The 13,665-nt window shown below is 53.2% G+C and carries 27 protein-coding genes and 1 pseudogene; 27 read left to right on the top strand and 1 reads right to left on the bottom strand.

The features are described 5' to 3' along the window. Positions 1–64: 64 nt before the first annotated feature. The gene (locus JUE67_RS09465; protein ID WP_203628044.1) at positions 65–622 is read right to left on the bottom strand and encodes a cysteine hydrolase family protein; all 558 of its coding nucleotides are present in this window, start codon (positions 620–622) and stop codon (positions 65–67) included. Between the two features lie 372 nt (positions 623–994). Here JUE67_RS09465 and rpsJ point away from each other — a divergent pair, with 372 nt between their 5' ends. From rpsJ to rpsK, 27 genes and pseudogenes are all read left to right on the top strand, one after another. Next, positions 995–1,303 (top strand): 30S ribosomal protein S10, encoded by a 309-nt coding sequence (gene rpsJ / locus JUE67_RS09460; RefSeq protein ID WP_125695946.1) that lies wholly within the window; start codon positions 995–997, stop codon positions 1,301–1,303. Positions 1,304–1,330: 27 nt separating this feature from the next. Beyond that, the gene (gene rplC, locus JUE67_RS09455; RefSeq protein WP_125695945.1) at positions 1,331–1,963 is read left to right on the top strand and encodes a 50S ribosomal protein L3; all 633 of its coding nucleotides are present in this window, start codon (positions 1,331–1,333) and stop codon (positions 1,961–1,963) included. Positions 1,964–1,984: 21 nt separating this feature from the next. Next, positions 1,985–2,608, top strand: coding sequence for a 50S ribosomal protein L4 (gene rplD, locus JUE67_RS09450; RefSeq protein WP_125695944.1), 624 nt, complete (start codon positions 1,985–1,987; stop codon positions 2,606–2,608). After that, positions 2,608–2,892 carry a 50S ribosomal protein L23 gene (rplW, locus tag JUE67_RS09445; protein ID WP_125695943.1) on the top strand — a complete coding sequence of 95 codons (285 nt, stop codon included), beginning with the start codon at positions 2,608–2,610 and terminating at the stop codon, positions 2,890–2,892. Before rplD ends, rplW begins: the two co-directional genes overlap by 1 nt. Before the next feature lie 31 nt (positions 2,893–2,923). Then, positions 2,924–3,763, top strand: a complete 840-nt coding sequence (gene rplB / locus JUE67_RS09440) for a 50S ribosomal protein L2 (protein WP_125695942.1) — start codon at positions 2,924–2,926, stop codon at positions 3,761–3,763. Between the two features lie 37 nt (positions 3,764–3,800). Beyond that, positions 3,801–4,082 (top strand): 30S ribosomal protein S19, encoded by a 282-nt coding sequence (gene rpsS / locus JUE67_RS09435; protein WP_125695941.1) that lies wholly within the window; start codon positions 3,801–3,803, stop codon positions 4,080–4,082. Between the two features lie 17 nt (positions 4,083–4,099). Continuing rightward, positions 4,100–4,453, top strand: coding sequence for a 50S ribosomal protein L22 (gene rplV, locus JUE67_RS09430; RefSeq protein WP_125695940.1), 354 nt, complete (start codon positions 4,100–4,102; stop codon positions 4,451–4,453). Positions 4,454–4,466: 13 nt separating this feature from the next. Beyond that, positions 4,467–5,135: a 30S ribosomal protein S3 gene (gene rpsC, locus JUE67_RS09425; protein WP_125695939.1), complete on the top strand. Its 669-nt coding sequence runs from the start codon at positions 4,467–4,469 to the stop codon at positions 5,133–5,135. A 3-nt stretch (positions 5,136–5,138) separates the two neighbouring features. Further along, positions 5,139–5,573: a 50S ribosomal protein L16 gene (gene rplP, locus JUE67_RS09420; RefSeq protein WP_203627956.1), complete on the top strand. Its 435-nt coding sequence runs from the start codon at positions 5,139–5,141 to the stop codon at positions 5,571–5,573. Then, positions 5,563–5,757: a 50S ribosomal protein L29 gene (gene rpmC / locus JUE67_RS09415; RefSeq protein WP_125695937.1), complete on the top strand. Its 195-nt coding sequence runs from the start codon at positions 5,563–5,565 to the stop codon at positions 5,755–5,757. Before rplP ends, rpmC begins: the two co-directional genes overlap by 11 nt. A 20-nt stretch (positions 5,758–5,777) precedes the next feature. Beyond that, entirely contained in the window at positions 5,778–6,038 is a 261-nt protein-coding gene (rpsQ, locus tag JUE67_RS09410) for a 30S ribosomal protein S17 (protein WP_308440101.1), read from the top strand. A gap of 32 nt (positions 6,039–6,070) precedes the next feature. Next, positions 6,071–6,439 (top strand): 50S ribosomal protein L14, encoded by a 369-nt coding sequence (gene rplN, locus JUE67_RS09405; protein WP_125695935.1) that lies wholly within the window; start codon positions 6,071–6,073, stop codon positions 6,437–6,439. Positions 6,440–6,468: 29 nt separating this feature from the next. Beyond that, positions 6,469–6,771, top strand: a pseudogene (gene rplX / locus JUE67_RS09400) (50S ribosomal protein L24); the annotation flags it as partial. Positions 6,772–6,860: 89 nt separating this feature from the next. Further along, the gene (gene rplE / locus JUE67_RS09395) at positions 6,861–7,403 is read left to right on the top strand and encodes a 50S ribosomal protein L5 (RefSeq protein WP_125695933.1); all 543 of its coding nucleotides are present in this window, start codon (positions 6,861–6,863) and stop codon (positions 7,401–7,403) included. Between the two features lie 13 nt (positions 7,404–7,416). Then, positions 7,417–7,602, top strand: a complete 186-nt coding sequence (locus tag JUE67_RS09390) for a type Z 30S ribosomal protein S14 (protein ID WP_125695932.1) — start codon at positions 7,417–7,419, stop codon at positions 7,600–7,602. Positions 7,603–7,632: 30 nt separating this feature from the next. After that, positions 7,633–8,031: a 30S ribosomal protein S8 gene (gene rpsH, locus JUE67_RS09385; RefSeq protein ID WP_125695931.1), complete on the top strand. Its 399-nt coding sequence runs from the start codon at positions 7,633–7,635 to the stop codon at positions 8,029–8,031. A gap of 31 nt (positions 8,032–8,062) precedes the next feature. Further along, positions 8,063–8,593, top strand: coding sequence for a 50S ribosomal protein L6 (gene rplF / locus JUE67_RS09380; RefSeq protein ID WP_203627960.1), 531 nt, complete (start codon positions 8,063–8,065; stop codon positions 8,591–8,593). A gap of 126 nt (positions 8,594–8,719) precedes the next feature. Beyond that, on the top strand, positions 8,720–9,088 hold the full coding sequence (gene rplR, locus JUE67_RS09375; RefSeq protein WP_164510034.1) for a 50S ribosomal protein L18: 369 nt from the start codon (positions 8,720–8,722) through the stop codon (positions 9,086–9,088). Positions 9,089–9,107: 19 nt separating this feature from the next. Further along, positions 9,108–9,614: a 30S ribosomal protein S5 gene (rpsE, locus tag JUE67_RS09370; protein ID WP_125695928.1), complete on the top strand. Its 507-nt coding sequence runs from the start codon at positions 9,108–9,110 to the stop codon at positions 9,612–9,614. Between the two features lie 11 nt (positions 9,615–9,625). Then, a complete protein-coding gene (rpmD, locus tag JUE67_RS09365; RefSeq protein WP_125695927.1) occupies positions 9,626–9,811 on the top strand; it encodes a 50S ribosomal protein L30 in 186 nt (61 codons plus the stop codon). Between the two features lie 27 nt (positions 9,812–9,838). Next, positions 9,839–10,279 carry a 50S ribosomal protein L15 gene (gene rplO, locus JUE67_RS09360; protein ID WP_125695926.1) on the top strand — a complete coding sequence of 147 codons (441 nt, stop codon included), beginning with the start codon at positions 9,839–9,841 and terminating at the stop codon, positions 10,277–10,279. Then, the gene (gene secY / locus JUE67_RS09355) at positions 10,279–11,595 is read left to right on the top strand and encodes a preprotein translocase subunit SecY (protein ID WP_203627962.1); all 1,317 of its coding nucleotides are present in this window, start codon (positions 10,279–10,281) and stop codon (positions 11,593–11,595) included. The genes rplO and secY overlap by 1 nt, the downstream gene beginning before the upstream one ends. Before the next feature lie 34 nt (positions 11,596–11,629). Further along, on the top strand, positions 11,630–12,286 hold the full coding sequence (locus tag JUE67_RS09350; protein WP_203627964.1) for an adenylate kinase: 657 nt from the start codon (positions 11,630–11,632) through the stop codon (positions 12,284–12,286). 148 nt (positions 12,287–12,434) lie between these two features. Continuing rightward, positions 12,435–12,653, top strand: coding sequence for a translation initiation factor IF-1 (gene infA, locus JUE67_RS09345; protein ID WP_125695923.1), 219 nt, complete (start codon positions 12,435–12,437; stop codon positions 12,651–12,653). Between the two features lie 50 nt (positions 12,654–12,703). Then, positions 12,704–12,823: a 50S ribosomal protein L36 gene (gene rpmJ / locus JUE67_RS09340; RefSeq protein WP_125570994.1), complete on the top strand. Its 120-nt coding sequence runs from the start codon at positions 12,704–12,706 to the stop codon at positions 12,821–12,823. A gap of 30 nt (positions 12,824–12,853) precedes the next feature. Then, the gene (rpsM, locus tag JUE67_RS09335) at positions 12,854–13,219 is read left to right on the top strand and encodes a 30S ribosomal protein S13 (RefSeq protein ID WP_125695922.1); all 366 of its coding nucleotides are present in this window, start codon (positions 12,854–12,856) and stop codon (positions 13,217–13,219) included. Positions 13,220–13,238: 19 nt separating this feature from the next. After that, positions 13,239–13,628 (top strand): 30S ribosomal protein S11, encoded by a 390-nt coding sequence (rpsK, locus tag JUE67_RS09330; RefSeq protein WP_125695921.1) that lies wholly within the window; start codon positions 13,239–13,241, stop codon positions 13,626–13,628. Positions 13,629–13,665 lie beyond the last annotated feature (37 nt).

The following is a 13,665-nucleotide window of genomic DNA, read 5'->3' as shown; positions in this document are numbered from 1 at the left end:
CCCCTCGCGCAGCTGACGGACTTTTTTGCCGCGGATGCCATTTCTTCCTATATACAGAGCGTGTTCATTCAAGCGCGGCATTCAAGACTGTTTTCAAGTGATCCAGTGCCCATTCCTGCCCGCCTGGCTTGAAGGTCGCCACGGCGTCTTGGTGAATGATCAGCGGGTAATTCAGGTCATACGCATCCACCGCCGTGTGCAGCACACAGATATCCGTGCACACCCCGGTCAAATGGAGCCGCTCGACGCCGCGTTCCCGGAGCCACAGATCAAGTGGCGTGCCGGCAAAACTTGAGTAGCGCGTTTTTGCAAACGGTCGCACGTTGGCGGCGGTCGCATGGGCGGCCACCCATGGCGCAAGCGGGCCGTAGTACTCGCGGCCCCAACTGCCGGCCACGTTATGCGGCGGAAACAGCGCGGTCTCTGGATGATACGGATCGCCAGGCTCATGCAGATCGGTTGGCAAAAAGACAAAGTCGCCGCGTGCGGCAAAGGTCTCAGCGAGCTCGACGATGCGTGGGGCAATTGCCTGCGCGGCTGGGCCGGCCGTGAGCGCGCCGGTTGGGGCGACGAAATCATTAGTGTAATCGATGATCAATAAGGCTTCAGACAACTGAATCAGCTCCTTTTAGATTGATGCTAGCGAGTAGGCGAGACGGTGTCAAGACAGAGGCCTTGGAATTTTCACGCACGACTCGCCAATTTTCTCTAGGCGCCTGCCCGGATCCGCCGGGCAGGTGCGACCCACAACCTCGCCGCGTGAAAAAAACCGTGAGAACGCACGAAAAACCTTGTATCGCCGGGACCTTTTCTGTATACTGTCAAGAGTGCTGTGTAATCTAGCTGGGTTACTATGCACTTTTGGCCCAAGAATGGGCCAGGTAGCGTGGATGTGAGAGGTTGCGACACGCCCGGCCGCTTTGCCACGGCAGCGCGTCGGATAATTCTCACGGAGCTAGTCTACTAAATGATAATAGACGAAGGAGGTCACACAATGGCAAAACAGAAGATTCGCATCCGGCTCAAGGCTTACGAACACCGGATTCTTGATCAGTCAGCAGACAAGATCGTCGACACCGCGAAGCGCACAGGCGCTGAGATCTCGGGTCCGATCCCGTTGCCGACAGAACGTACCATCTACACGGTGCTGCGTTCGCCGCATAAGTACAAGGATTCTCGGGAACAGTTCGAGATGCGTACGCACAAGCGACTCATCGATATCGTTAACCCAACACCGAAGACAGTTGACGCTTTGATGAAGCTCGACTTGCCAAGCGGCGTAGATATTGAGATCAAACTCTAAAATCCAACAGAAATAGGAGGTGTACCCATGGCACGTAAAGGAATCTTAGGTAAGAAAATTGGCATGACGCAAGTCTTCACAGACAACGGCGAACTGGTCCCAGTTACCGTTATCGACGTCACCCCGAACATCGTCCTGCAAGTCAAGACCGTTGAAAGCGACGGCTATGAAGCAGTTCAGCTCGGTTACGGCGACAAACGTGAAGTGCTTAGCAATAAGCCAAGCGTCGGTCACGCCAAAAAGGCGGACACGACCCCTAAGCGCTTCATTAAGGAGATCCGCGATGTAGCGCTTGATGATTATAAGGTCGGCGCGGAAGTTAAGGCTGATGAATTTGCAGCTGGCGATATCGTGGATGTCACCGGGATCTCTAAAGGTCACGGTTTCCAGGGGAACATCAAAAAAGATGGTCAGTCCCGCGGCCCTATGGCTCACGGCTCACGTTACCACCGTCGTCCTGGTTCGCTCGGGGCGATCATCAACAAAGTCTTCAAAGGCAAGAAGCTGCCAGGGCGGATGGGCAACCATACCCGCACCATGCAGAACTTGAGCGTTGTTTCCACCGATCTTGAGCACAATGTGATCTTGATCAAGGGCAATGTCCCAGGTGCGAATAAGTCCTTCGTGACGATTCGCAGTGCCGTTAAGGCTGCTAAATAATTCGAAGGGAGGACATAACCAATGGCTAACATTACTTTATTCAAGCAAGATGGCTCAGAAAACGGCACCGTTGATCTTAACGATACCATCTGGGCGATCGAACCGAACGACAGCGTTTTGTTTGACGCAGTCGTGATGCAGCGCGCTTCCCTTCGTCAAGGGACGCATTCTGTTAAGAACCGTTCCGCTGTTTCCGGCGGCGGTAAGAAGCCGTGGCGCCAGAAGGGGACCGGCCGTGCACGTCAGGGCTCCATCCGTAGCCCACAGTGGCGTGGCGGTGGGATCGTCTTTGGCCCGACCCCACGTTCTTATGCCTACAGCATCAACAAGAAGGTCCGTCGCTTGGCGATCAAGTCGGCGCTTTCCCAGAAGGTGTTGGACAAAGAACTGGTCGTTGTCGATGCATTCAGCTTCGACACACCGAAGACCAAAGATTTCGCAGCCAGCTTGAACGCATTGAACGTCAATGAAAAGGCGCTGGTCGTTCTTGAAGCCGGCAATGACAACACCGTTCTTGCCGCTCGCAACCTGGCAAACGTCAAAGTCATCCCAGCAGATGGGATCAACGTATTGGATGTTGTGAACTACAACAAACTGATCCTGACCCAATCCGCGCTCAAGCAGATCGAGGAGGTGCTCGCATAATGGAAGCACGCGACATCATTTTGCGCCCGATCGTGACCGAACAGACGAGCAACCAGATGGACGATCGTAAGTATACGTTCGAAGTTGCGCGTGACGCTGACAAGACTCAGGTTCGCCGCGCCGTTGAAGAGATCTTCGACGTCCAGGTGGCCAAGGTCAACATCGCGAACGTTCGCGGCAAAAAGAAGCGTCAGGGCAACTTTGTTGGTCTGACCCGCAAGCGGCGCAAGGCCATCGTGACCTTGACCGCCGATTCAAAAGAAATCAAGATCTTCGAAAACTAGCATCAAAATTTACGACTAGGAGGGAAAAAACGTGGCGATTATTAAATACAAACCAACGAGCAACGGCCGGCGTAACATGTCCGGTTCCGACTTCGCTGAGATCACCAACAAGCGCCCTGAGAAGAGCTTGCTTGAAAGCCAGAGTCACACTGCTGGCCGTAATGCGCATGGTCACATCACGGTCCGTCATCGTGGCGGCGGCAACAAGCAATTCTATCGGGTGATCGATTTCAAGCGGCAAAAAGACGGCGTGACGGCAACGGTCAAGGCGATCGAATACGATCCAAACCGTACCGCGAACATCGCTTTGCTGCACTATGACGATGGGGTCAAGAGTTACATCCTGGCACCTAAGGGATTGAAGGTCGGCGACAAGATCGTTTCTGGCGCAGATGCTGATATCAAGGTCGGCAACACCCTGCCGCTGAAGAACATCCCTGATGGCACGACGATCCACAACGTTGAGCTCAAACCTGGCAAGGGCGGTCAGTTGGCACGCTCCGCTGGCACCTATGCACAGCTTCTGGGTAAAAACGATGATGGCAAGTATGTCACCGTGCGTCTGTCCTCTGGTGAAGTACGGATGATCCTCGCCGTTAACCGTGCGACCATCGGCGCTGTCGGCAACGAACAGCACGAACTGATCAGCATTGGTAAGGCGGGTCGTAAACGCTGGCTCGGCTTCCGCCCGACAGTCCGTGGTTCTGTTATGAACCCGAACGATCACCCTCATGGTGGTGGTGAAGGTAAAGCACCGATCGGCCGTCCATCTCCTCTGTCCCCATGGGGCAAGAAGACCTTGGGCAAGAAGACCCGGAACCACAAGGCCAAGTCCGAGAAGTTCATCGTACGTCATCGCAAGAACAAGTGATCATTTCTGAATCACATCGAATAAAGGAGGTCACACAATGGGTCGCAGTCTTAAAAAGGGACCTTTCGCCGACGCTCATCTGATGAAGAAGATCGAAGCGCAGGCGGACAGCGAAAAGAAGCAAGTCATCAAGACTTGGTCTCGTCGCTCGACTATTTTCCCGAGTTTTATCGGTTACACCATCGCCGTTTATGATGGTCGCAAGCACGTACCAGTTTATGTCTCTGAAGACATGGTTGGGCACAAGCTTGGCGAATTCGTCCCGACTCGGACATTCCGTGGACATGCCACTGACGACAAGAAGTCCAAAGCACGCTAGAAAGGAGCAAATGATTCATGGCTGAAGAAATTCAATCTGCTAAAGCAACGGCTAAAACCGTTCGAATCGCAGCTCGCAAGGCGCGCCTCGTCATTGACCTGATCCGTGGTCACGACGTCGCTGAGGCGATCGCGATTCTGGAGTTCACACCACGTGCGGGTTCTCCGATCATCGAAAAAGTTCTGAAGTCCGCGATCGCGAACGCAGAACACAACTACGACTTAGATGCACAAAACCTTTTCGTCAGCGAAGCTTATGTTGACGAGGGGCCGACCCTCAAGCGGTTCCGTCCGCGAGCAAAGGGCTCTGCATCTCCGATCAACAAACGGACAAGCCACATCACAGTGGTCGTCTCCGAAAAAGAAGCGTAAGGAGGGATAACGCGTGGGTCAGAAAATCAATCCAATCGGTTTCCGTGTCGGTGTGATCCGTGACTGGGACGCAAAGTGGTACGCAGAAAAAGACTTTGCTTCCTTCCTTCACGAAGATATCAAGATCCGGGAATTCATTAACAAGAAGCTTGCAGACGCCTCTGTTTCGACCATCGAGATCGAGCGTGCTGCTAACCGCGTCAACATCTCCATCCACACTGCTAAGCCGGGTATGGTCATCGGCAAGGGCGGCGTGCAAGTTGAGAGTTTGCGCAAAGAACTGAACGACCTGACTGGCCGTAAAGTTCACATCAACATTGTCGAGATCAAGAAACCAGACCTTGACGCCAAGCTGGTCGGCGAAAGCATCGCCCAACAGCTCGAGCAGCGTGTTGCATTCCGCCGTGCGATGAAGCAGGCGATGCAGCGTACCATGCGTGCCGGCGCCAAAGGGATCAAGACCCAGGCTTCCGGCCGTTTGAACGGTGCGGACCTGGCGCGTCGTGAGCACTATGCCGACGGGACCGTTCCGCTGCACACCCTGCGTGCGGATATCGATTACTCCTGGCAGGAAGCTCGCACCACCTATGGCCAGATCGGGGTCAAGACCTGGATCTACCGCGGTGAAGTTTTGCCTGACAAGCCAAATCGTCAGCCAAAAAATGCGAAGGGAGGCAAATAATCCATGTTAGTACCTAAGCGTGTAAAACACCGTCGCGAATTCCGTGGGAAGATGCGCGGTGCCGCTAAAGGCGGCAAGGAAGTCAGCTTTGGGGAATATGGCCTTGAAGCCCTTGAATCGCATTGGATCTCTAACCGTCAGATCGAAGCCGCCCGTGTTGCGATGACTCGTTACATGAAGCGTGGCGGGAAAGTTTGGATCCGTATTTTCCCTCAAAAGTCCTACACCAGCAAAGGTGTCGGCGTTCGTATGGGTAATGGTAAAGGCGCCCCGTCCGGTTGGGTCGCAGTTGTTAAGCGCGAAAAGATCATGTTCGAAGTCGCTGGCGTGCCAGCCGAAGTTGCACATGAAGCATTGCGTTTGGCCTCTACCAAGCTCCCAATTCGCACAAAGATCGTTAAACGCGAGGAAGTAGGTGGGCAATCTAATGAAGGCTAAAGAGATCACTGCATTGTCGACTGCTGAAATGCTCGACAAAGAGAAGCAATATAAGGAAGAACTGTTCAACCTCCGCTTCCAGCAAGCGACCGGCTCGCTGGAAAACACTGCCCGGTTGAAGCAGGTCCGCAAGAACATCGCGCGGATCAAGACGGTCCTTCGGCAGCAAGAACTCAATAAATAATCGGAAAGGAGACATTTACCTTGGAACGTAATCATCGTAAGGTTTATCAAGGCCTCGTGGTCTCGGACAAAATGGACAAGACGATCACTGTCGAAGTCAACACGACCAAGACGCACCCGGTATACGGCAAGCGTGTGAAGTATTCTAAGAAGTACTACGCACATGACGAAGACAATACCGCTAAGGTCGGCGACGTCGTTCGGATCATGGAAACTCGTCCGCTGTCTCGCAATAAGCGTTTCCGTTTATTGGAAGTTGTCGAAAAGGCAGTTCAGATCTGATTTTATTATCGTGATGAAAGGAGGACCAACCCGTGATTCAACAAGAAAGTCGTCTTAAAGTGGCGGATAATTCCGGCGCTCGCGAGTTGCTGGTGATCAAGGTGCTTGGCGGTTCTTACCGCAAGACCGGTAACATCGGTGACATCGTTGTTGCAACTGTAAAACAGGCTACACCAGGTGGCGTTGTCAAAGCGCATGATGTCGTCAAAGCGGTCATCGTTCGCACGAAGTCTGGTGCCCGCCGCGCAGACGGGTCGTACATCAAGTTCGACGAAAATGCCGCAGTCATCATCAATGCTGACAAGAGCCCACGGGGAACTCGTATCTTTGGACCAGTGGCACGTGAACTGCGTGACGGCGATTTCATGAAGATCGTTTCCTTAGCGCCCGAAGTCCTGTAATCATTCTGAGCAAATAGGAGGTGCAACTCATGAAAATCAAAACTGGTGATACCGTTCGGGTCATGCGCGGTAAAGACGCTGGCAAAGAAGGCAAAGTGATCAAAGTGCTGTTCAACACAGACAAGGTCATTGTCGAAGGCGTCAACATGATCAAGAAACACCAAAAGCCAAGCAATACCAACCCACAGGGCGGTATCGTTGACAAAGAAGCGGCGATTCACGTGTCCAACGTGATGCTGCTTGATCCAGAGACCAACAAGCCTAGCCGCATCGGCTCTGATGTGAAGGATGGCAAGAAGGTCCGGGTCGCAAAGAAGTCCGGCGCTGTGATCGAAGGGGCAAAGCCGTCTAAGGACGACAAAAAAGCCAAAGACGACAGCGACAAGGATGCAAAATAAGAGGAAGGGAGGACTAAACTAGCATGACTAACCGTTTACAGGAACGCTACACCAAAGAGATCGCACCGGCTATGATCAAGAAGTTTAACTACAAGAGCTCGATGCAGGCACCTAAGGTCGAAAAGATCGTTCTGAACATGGGTGTCGGTGATGCGACGCAAAATGCCAAGAACTTGGACGAAGCTGTTGAAGAGCTCCGTGAGATCTCAGGCCAGCAGCCACTGATCACCAAGGCCAAGAAGAGCATCGCGAACTTCCGCCTGCGTGAAGGCATGTCCATCGGCGCCAAGGTCACCTTGCGCGGCGAGCGGATGTATGACTTCCTCGACAAGCTGATCAACGTGTCTTTGCCACGTGTTCGTGACTTCCATGGGATCTCTGCCAAGTCCTTCGACGGCCGTGGGAACTACACCCTGGGCGTCAAGGAGCAACTGATCTTCCCTGAAATTGATTATGACAAGGTCAACCGCGTTCGCGGCCTCGACGTTGTTATCGTAACCACTGCTAATACTGACGAAGAGGCGCTCGAATTGCTCACGCAAATCGGCATGCCTTTCGCGAAATAAGGGGGTCCGCTACTTGGCTAAGAAGTCCATGATCGTTAAGAACAGCCGGCCTGCAAAGTTCGCAGTGCAAGAATACACTCGCTGCCAGCGTTGCGGCCGTCCGCATTCCGTTTATCGTAAGTTTAAACTCTGCCGGATTTGCCTTCGTGAATTAGCACATGCCGGCCAGATTCCTGGCATGCGTAAAGCTAGCTGGTAAATCACTACCAAGTCAAAGGAGGTTAAATCAATGGTCCTGACCGATCCAATCGCAGATTATTTGACCCGGATTCGTAACGCCAACATGGTTCGTCACGAATCACTCGTCGTACCTGCATCAAAGATGAAAAAAGATATCTCTGAGATCCTCAAGCGGGAAGGCTTCATCCGTGACTACGAAGTCATTGAAGATGACAAGCAAGGCATGATCCGGATCTTCCTTAAATATGGGAAGAACAACGAACGTGTCATCTCCGGTTTGAAGCGTATCTCCAAGCCAGGCTTGCGCTCTTATGTTAAAGCTGACGCTGTGCCGAAGGTCCTCAATGGCCTGGGCATCGCGATCATCTCCACTTCCAACGGTGTTTTGACCGATAAGGAAGCACGGGCAAAGAACGTTGGCGGCGAAGTGCTCGCCTACATCTGGTAAAACGCTAAATCATTAAAGGAGGTGCCCACCAGTGAGTCGTATTGGGAATAAAGTGATCACCATCCCGGCCGGTGTTACGGTCACCAAGGATGGTAATAACGTCACCGTTAAAGGGCCGAAGGGCGAGTTGACTCGCGCCTTTGCCCCTGAAATCGAAATGCATCAAGACGGCAGTGAAATTACTTTCACACGCCCTGATGACAGCTTCAAGGCACTGCACGGCACGACCCGCGCGAACCTGAACAACATGGTCATCGGCGTAACAGACGGTTACACCGTATCGTTGACCCTGGTCGGGGTCGGCTATCGTGCACAAATGCAGGGTGATAAGCTGGTCCTTGCCGTTGGCTACTCCCATCCCGTTGAGATGGAAGCGCCAAAAGGCATCACAATTGAAGTGCCTGCGACAACCAACATTTTGCTGCACGGCATTTCAAAACAAAAAGTTGGTCAGTTTGCGGCCGAGATTCGCGCCGTTCGCTCACCAGAACCTTACAAGGGCAAAGGGATCCGTTATACGGATGAAGTTGTTCGTCGTAAGGAAGGGAAGACTGGGAAGTAATTCTCACCTTCGCCTCACATTTAAACTATTGCGGCGTCATCTATTGGATCGCGCCGCGCATTTGGCCGCGTGACCTGGCTGGCCTGACCTGTCAGGCGCATTGTCAAATGCAACCCATTCAAAGGAGTGAACATTGTGATTTCCAAGCCAGATAAGAACAAAACTCGGCAACGTCGTCACGCGCGTGTCCGGGGTAAGATCTCTGGTACGAGCGAGCGCCCACGCTTGAACATTTTCCGTTCAAATAAAAACATCTACGCGCAAGTAATTGATGACGTAGCGGGTGTGACGCTAGCAAGTGCCTCCACTCTTGATAAAGAAGTTTCAGCCGATGACAACAAGACCGACCAAGCTGTCGCAGTTGGCAAGCTGGTCGCGGAGCGTGCTGTCGCCGCTGGTAAAAAAGTTGTCGTCTTTGACCGTGGTGGTTACCTCTATCATGGTCGCGTGCAGGCTTTAGCTGAAGCAGCACGTGAAAACGGCCTTGAATTCTAATAAGGAGGAACACCAATACATGGCAACATATATCGATCCAAACCAACTGGACCTCGAAGACAACGTTGTTGCGATCAACCGCGTCACCAAAGTTGTCAAAGGTGGCCGCCGTCTGCGTTTTGCAGCGATCGCCATCGTTGGCGATAAGCACGGCCATGTCGGTTTCGGTACCGGCAAGGCGCAAGAAGTGCCAGAAGCGATTCGCAAAGCGGTCGAAGACGCTAAGAAGAGCTTGATCGAAGTGCCGATCGTTGGCACCACAATCCCTCATGAAGTGATCGGCCACTTTGGCGCTGGCGAAGTTCTGCTCAAGCCGGCCGTTGAAGGTTCCGGGGTCGCTGCTGGCGGCGCCGTCCGTTCCGTCATGGAACTTGCCGGCATCTCTGATGTCACCAGCAAGTCGCTGGGCCGTAACACCCCGATCAACATGATCCGCGCGACCATGGAAGGCCTCAAGCAATTGAAGACCGTCGAACAAGTTGCGGAGCTGCGGGGCTTGTCCGTATCGCAGTTGCAACAAGATTAGGAGGGCGAACCATGGCACAATTAAAAATCACGCTGACTCGCAGTGCAGTTCATCGCCTGCCGAAACAGCGCAAGATCGTTAAAGAGCTGGGCCTTGGCCGTGTGAACAGCACCGTCGTTAAGCCTGACAATGCCGCAATTCGCGGTGCGATCTTCCAAATTTCCCACCTGGTTTCCGTTGAGGAGATCAAGGACTAAATCTTTCCACAAGGAGGTGCCTAGAGTATGAAGTTGCACGAATTAAAGCCAAGCGAAGGCTCTCGTCGCGATCGCAAACGCCTGGGCCGCGGTACTTCTAGCGGTCAGGGTAAGACGGCCGGCAAAGGGACCAAAGGCCAACTGGCCCGCCAAGGCGGTAAGACGCGTCTCGGTTTTGAAGGTGGCCAGATGCCACTGTTCCGCCGGATGCCAAAACGCGGGTTCAAGAATATCAACCGCAAAGTCTACGCCGTTATCAACGTCGCCGACCTCAACCGGTTTGATGAAGGAACTGAAGTCACCCCGACACTTTTGGTCGAAAGCGGCTTGATCAAGAAAGAGTATGACGGCATCAAGTTGCTTGCCAATGGCTCGCTTGACAAGAAGCTGACGATCCAAGTCAACAAAGCTTCTGAAGCTGCGAAGGCGGCAGTCGAAGCGGCAGGCGGTTCTCTCGAGGTGATCTAATGCTGAAAACCCTCATCAATGCGCTCAAAGTCAAAGAGATCCGCAATAAGATCCTCTTCACGCTCGGCGTTTTATTGGTTTATCGACTCGGTGCTCAGATTTCAGTTCCAGGTGTGAATGCAGGTGCGATCGCCGGCCTGAGTAAAGGCGGGCTGGTTCCCCTGTTTGACACTGTAAGTGGTGGGGGACTGGCGCAATACTCGATTTTCTCTATGGGGGTTTCACCATATATCACGGCGCAGATCGTGGTTCAATTGCTGCAAATGGACATCGTGCCGAAGTTCGTGGAATGGAGCAAGCAAGGCGAAGTTGGCCGGCGTAAGCTGAACCAATGGACCCGTTACCTGACCATTTTCCTCGGCTTCTTCCAGGCGATCGGCATCACTGCCGGTTTCCAGGCGCTGAGCCAAAACGGGTTGCTGACAAGCGCCCCGACAGCAATGACTTATGTCCAGATCGGGATCATCCTGACCGGCGGCACCATGCTGCTGACTTGGATGGGCGAACAGATCACAGACAAAGGCATCGGCAATGGGGTGTCGATGATCATCTTCGCGGGTATTATTGCCCGCCTCCCAAGCGGGTTCTACTCGCTGATCAATGACAATCTGTTGCGCGGTGAAACGAGCGACCACATCAAGGGGGCATTTTTCCTGCTTGCCTTGATCGTCCTCATTTTGATCGTTGTGACCTTCGTGACCTGGGTCCAGCAAGCGAACTACAAGATTCCGATTCAATACACGCGGCGCGTTGCGGCGACTGGCAGTGAAAGCTACCTGCCGCTGAAGATCAACGTGGCTGGGGTCATCCCAGTGATCTTTGCCAGTTCCTTCATCGTCACCCCGCAGACCATTTTGATGGGCCTGCAAAGCAAGTTCCAAGATGCTGGTTGGTATCAAACCTTGTCCAACATCTTCAACATGCAGACGACGGTCGGCACGATCATCTACACCGTCTTGATCGTTGTATTCACCTTCTTCTATGCCTTCGTTCAGGTCAACCCAGAAAAGGTGGCCGAGAACCTGACCAAGCAAGGCAGTTACATCATCGGCGTATGGCCTGGTAAGGAAACAGAGAAGTATCTCTCTGCACTTCTGATTCGGCTGTCCACGGTGGGGGCACTGTTCTTGGGTCTGGTTGCTCTGATGCCGCAGCTTGCTGCGAACATCTGGGGCTTGCCGCAGTCCATTGGGCTTGGCGGTACCAGTCTTTTGATCGTGGTCATGACTGCGATCGAGCTTGTCCGTCAGTTGAACGGCTTGCTGATGAAGCGCGAGTATGTCGGCTTCATCCAGGGCGACTTGACGAAGGACTGATCGCGTTTTCCACTTCGCTTTAGGAGGAAGAAAATTGAATCTGATCTTAATGGGGCTGCCCGGCGCGGGCAAGGGGACACAGGCGGAACGCATTGAAGACGCCTACCCGATCGCCCATATCTCGACCGGCGATATGTTCCGCGCAGCCATGGCTGCAAAGACCCCGCTTGGCCTTGAAGCAAAAGGGTTCATCGACAAGGGCCAGCTGGTTCCTGACGATGTGACCAACGGCATCGTAAAGGATCGTCTCCAGGAAAAAGATACCGACCAGGGCTACATGCTGGACGGTTTTCCCCGGACGATCGCTCAGGCGGAAGCGCTCGAGACGATCACCAAGGACCTGAACAAGCCGCTTGACGCGGTGATCAACATCGACGTTGAACCAAGCGTCCTAGTCGATCGCCTGTCCGGCCGCTTCATCTGCAAGACTTGCGGCGCCACTTACCACAAGTTGTACAATCCGACCAAGGTGCCGGGTGTGTGCGACCGCTGCGGTGGCACCGAGTTCTTCCAGCGTGAAGACGATAAGCCTGAAACGGTCAAGAACCGCCTCAAGGTCAATATCGAAATGAACACCCCGCTTCTCGACTTTTACAAGCAGCGCGATCTGCTTTTCTCAGTCAACGGGGACCAAGACATCGACTTGGTATTTGCAGAAATCAACAAAATTCTGGCCACTGTGGCAAAGTAGACGACTGATGTCTTTTGCACCGTCTCGCGGACTGTTTTCAAAGTCTAGGAATTATGGTACAATATCGCGGTATGTGCGGTGAGTGCCAGTGGCCTCGCCCTTTTTAGCGCGTTTTACATTGCAACCCATCATTTAGGAGGAATATTTAGTGGCAAAAGACGACGTCATTGAAATTCAGGGCACCGTATCGGATACACTTCCAAATGCGATGTTCAAAGTCGAACTTGAAAACGGCGCGACGATTCTCGCCCATGTTTCAGGGAAGATTCGGATGCATTACATCCGTATTTTGCCTGGCGACCGGGTGACCGTGGAGCTGTCGCCTTATGATCTGACCAAGGGCCGGATCACCTACCGCTTCAAGTAATTGCCAGAATGCCCAGGTTCGCCTGGGACGTTTCCTGAGGAGGCTTAATCATGAAAGTACGTCCATCTGTCAAAAAGATGTGTGAGCACTGCAAAGTCGTACGCCGCAAAGGCCGCGTCATGATCATTTGCTCTGCCAACCCGAAGCATAAGCAACGCCAAGGGTCTTAATTCACTTAATAAATAGGAGGTGTCATCTACATGGCTCGTATCGCTGGTGTTGACTTACCACGTGGTAAACAAATCGTAATCGCCTTGACCTACATCTTCGGGATCGGCAAGACCACTGCGCAGAAGATTCTGGCAGAGGCCGGCGTTCCTGAAAACGTCAAGGAAGAAGACCTGACGCCTGACCAGGAAGACAAGATCCGTGCAGCTGTCGACAACGTTAAAGTTGAAGGCGACCTGCGTCGTGAAGTCAGCCTGAACATCAAGCGCCTGCAGGAAATCGGCTCGTATCGCGGCATTCGTCATCGTCGCGGGCTCCCTGTTCGCGGTCAGAACACCAAGAACAACGCACGCACCCGCAAAGGTAAGAAAGTTACCATTGCCGGGAAGAAGAAATAATCAAGGGAGGTAAAATTCGATGGCAACACGCAAAACTACTCGTAAGCGTCGAGTACGTAAAAACGTTGAGACCGGTGTGGCTCATATCCACTCCACCTTCAACAACACGATCGTGATGATCACCGACCCGCGCGGCAACGCGATCGCATGGTCTTCAGCTGGTGCGTTGGGCTTCAAAGGCTCCCGTAAGTCGACCCCATTTGCAGCGCAGATGGCGGCCGAAGCAGCAGCCAAGGAATCCATGGAACATGGCATGAAGACGGTCGAAGTGACGGTCAAAGGTCCTGGCTCTGGTCGTGAAGCTGCGATTCGCTCACTTCAGGCAACTGGCCTTGAAGTTACGGCGATCCGCGACGTGACCCCAGTTCCGCATAATGGTTCTCGTCCTCCAAAGCGTCGTCGTGTGTAATTGTTACCCCGCGATCGTGTTTGTGTCGGGTAGACAA

The sequence above is a fragment of the Lacticaseibacillus mingshuiensis genome (assembly GCF_016861785.1).
In the GTDB taxonomy this organism is placed as follows: Bacteria; Bacillota; Bacilli; order Lactobacillales; family Lactobacillaceae; genus Lacticaseibacillus; species Lacticaseibacillus mingshuiensis.
The sequence above is the reverse complement of the archived record's forward strand: the minus strand, read 5'-3'. Positions and strand labels throughout refer to the sequence as shown.

Excerpts from the sequence above, each read along its gene's own strand:
- rpsK (WP_125695921.1), top strand. The coding sequence starts at position 13,239 with ATGGCAACACGCAAAACTACTCGTAAGCGTCGAGTACGTAAAAACGTT.
- rplW (WP_125695943.1), top strand. The coding sequence starts at position 2,608 with ATGGAAGCACGCGACATCATTTTGCGCCCGATCGTGACCGAACAGACG.
- rpsE (WP_125695928.1), top strand. The coding sequence starts at position 9,108 with ATGGCAACATATATCGATCCAAACCAACTGGACCTCGAAGACAACGTT.
- rpsS (WP_125695941.1), top strand. The coding sequence starts at position 3,801 with ATGGGTCGCAGTCTTAAAAAGGGACCTTTCGCCGACGCTCATCTGATG.
- rplD (WP_125695944.1), top strand. The coding sequence starts at position 1,985 with ATGGCTAACATTACTTTATTCAAGCAAGATGGCTCAGAAAACGGCACC.
- rpmC (WP_125695937.1), top strand. The coding sequence starts at position 5,563 with ATGAAGGCTAAAGAGATCACTGCATTGTCGACTGCTGAAATGCTCGAC.
- rplV (WP_125695940.1), top strand. The coding sequence starts at position 4,100 with ATGGCTGAAGAAATTCAATCTGCTAAAGCAACGGCTAAAACCGTTCGA.
- rpsJ (WP_125695946.1), top strand. The coding sequence starts at position 995 with ATGGCAAAACAGAAGATTCGCATCCGGCTCAAGGCTTACGAACACCGG.
- secY (WP_203627962.1), top strand. The coding sequence starts at position 10,279 with ATGCTGAAAACCCTCATCAATGCGCTCAAAGTCAAAGAGATCCGCAAT.
- rplP (WP_203627956.1), top strand. The coding sequence starts at position 5,139 with ATGTTAGTACCTAAGCGTGTAAAACACCGTCGCGAATTCCGTGGGAAG.
- rpsM (WP_125695922.1), top strand. The coding sequence starts at position 12,854 with ATGGCTCGTATCGCTGGTGTTGACTTACCACGTGGTAAACAAATCGTA.
- rpmD (WP_125695927.1), top strand. The coding sequence starts at position 9,626 with ATGGCACAATTAAAAATCACGCTGACTCGCAGTGCAGTTCATCGCCTG.
- rplO (WP_125695926.1), top strand. The coding sequence starts at position 9,839 with ATGAAGTTGCACGAATTAAAGCCAAGCGAAGGCTCTCGTCGCGATCGC.
- rpmJ (WP_125570994.1), top strand. The coding sequence starts at position 12,704 with ATGAAAGTACGTCCATCTGTCAAAAAGATGTGTGAGCACTGCAAAGTC.
- rplE (WP_125695933.1), top strand. The coding sequence starts at position 6,861 with ATGACTAACCGTTTACAGGAACGCTACACCAAAGAGATCGCACCGGCT.
- rpsH (WP_125695931.1), top strand. The coding sequence starts at position 7,633 with ATGGTCCTGACCGATCCAATCGCAGATTATTTGACCCGGATTCGTAAC.
- rplC (WP_125695945.1), top strand. The coding sequence starts at position 1,331 with ATGGCACGTAAAGGAATCTTAGGTAAGAAAATTGGCATGACGCAAGTC.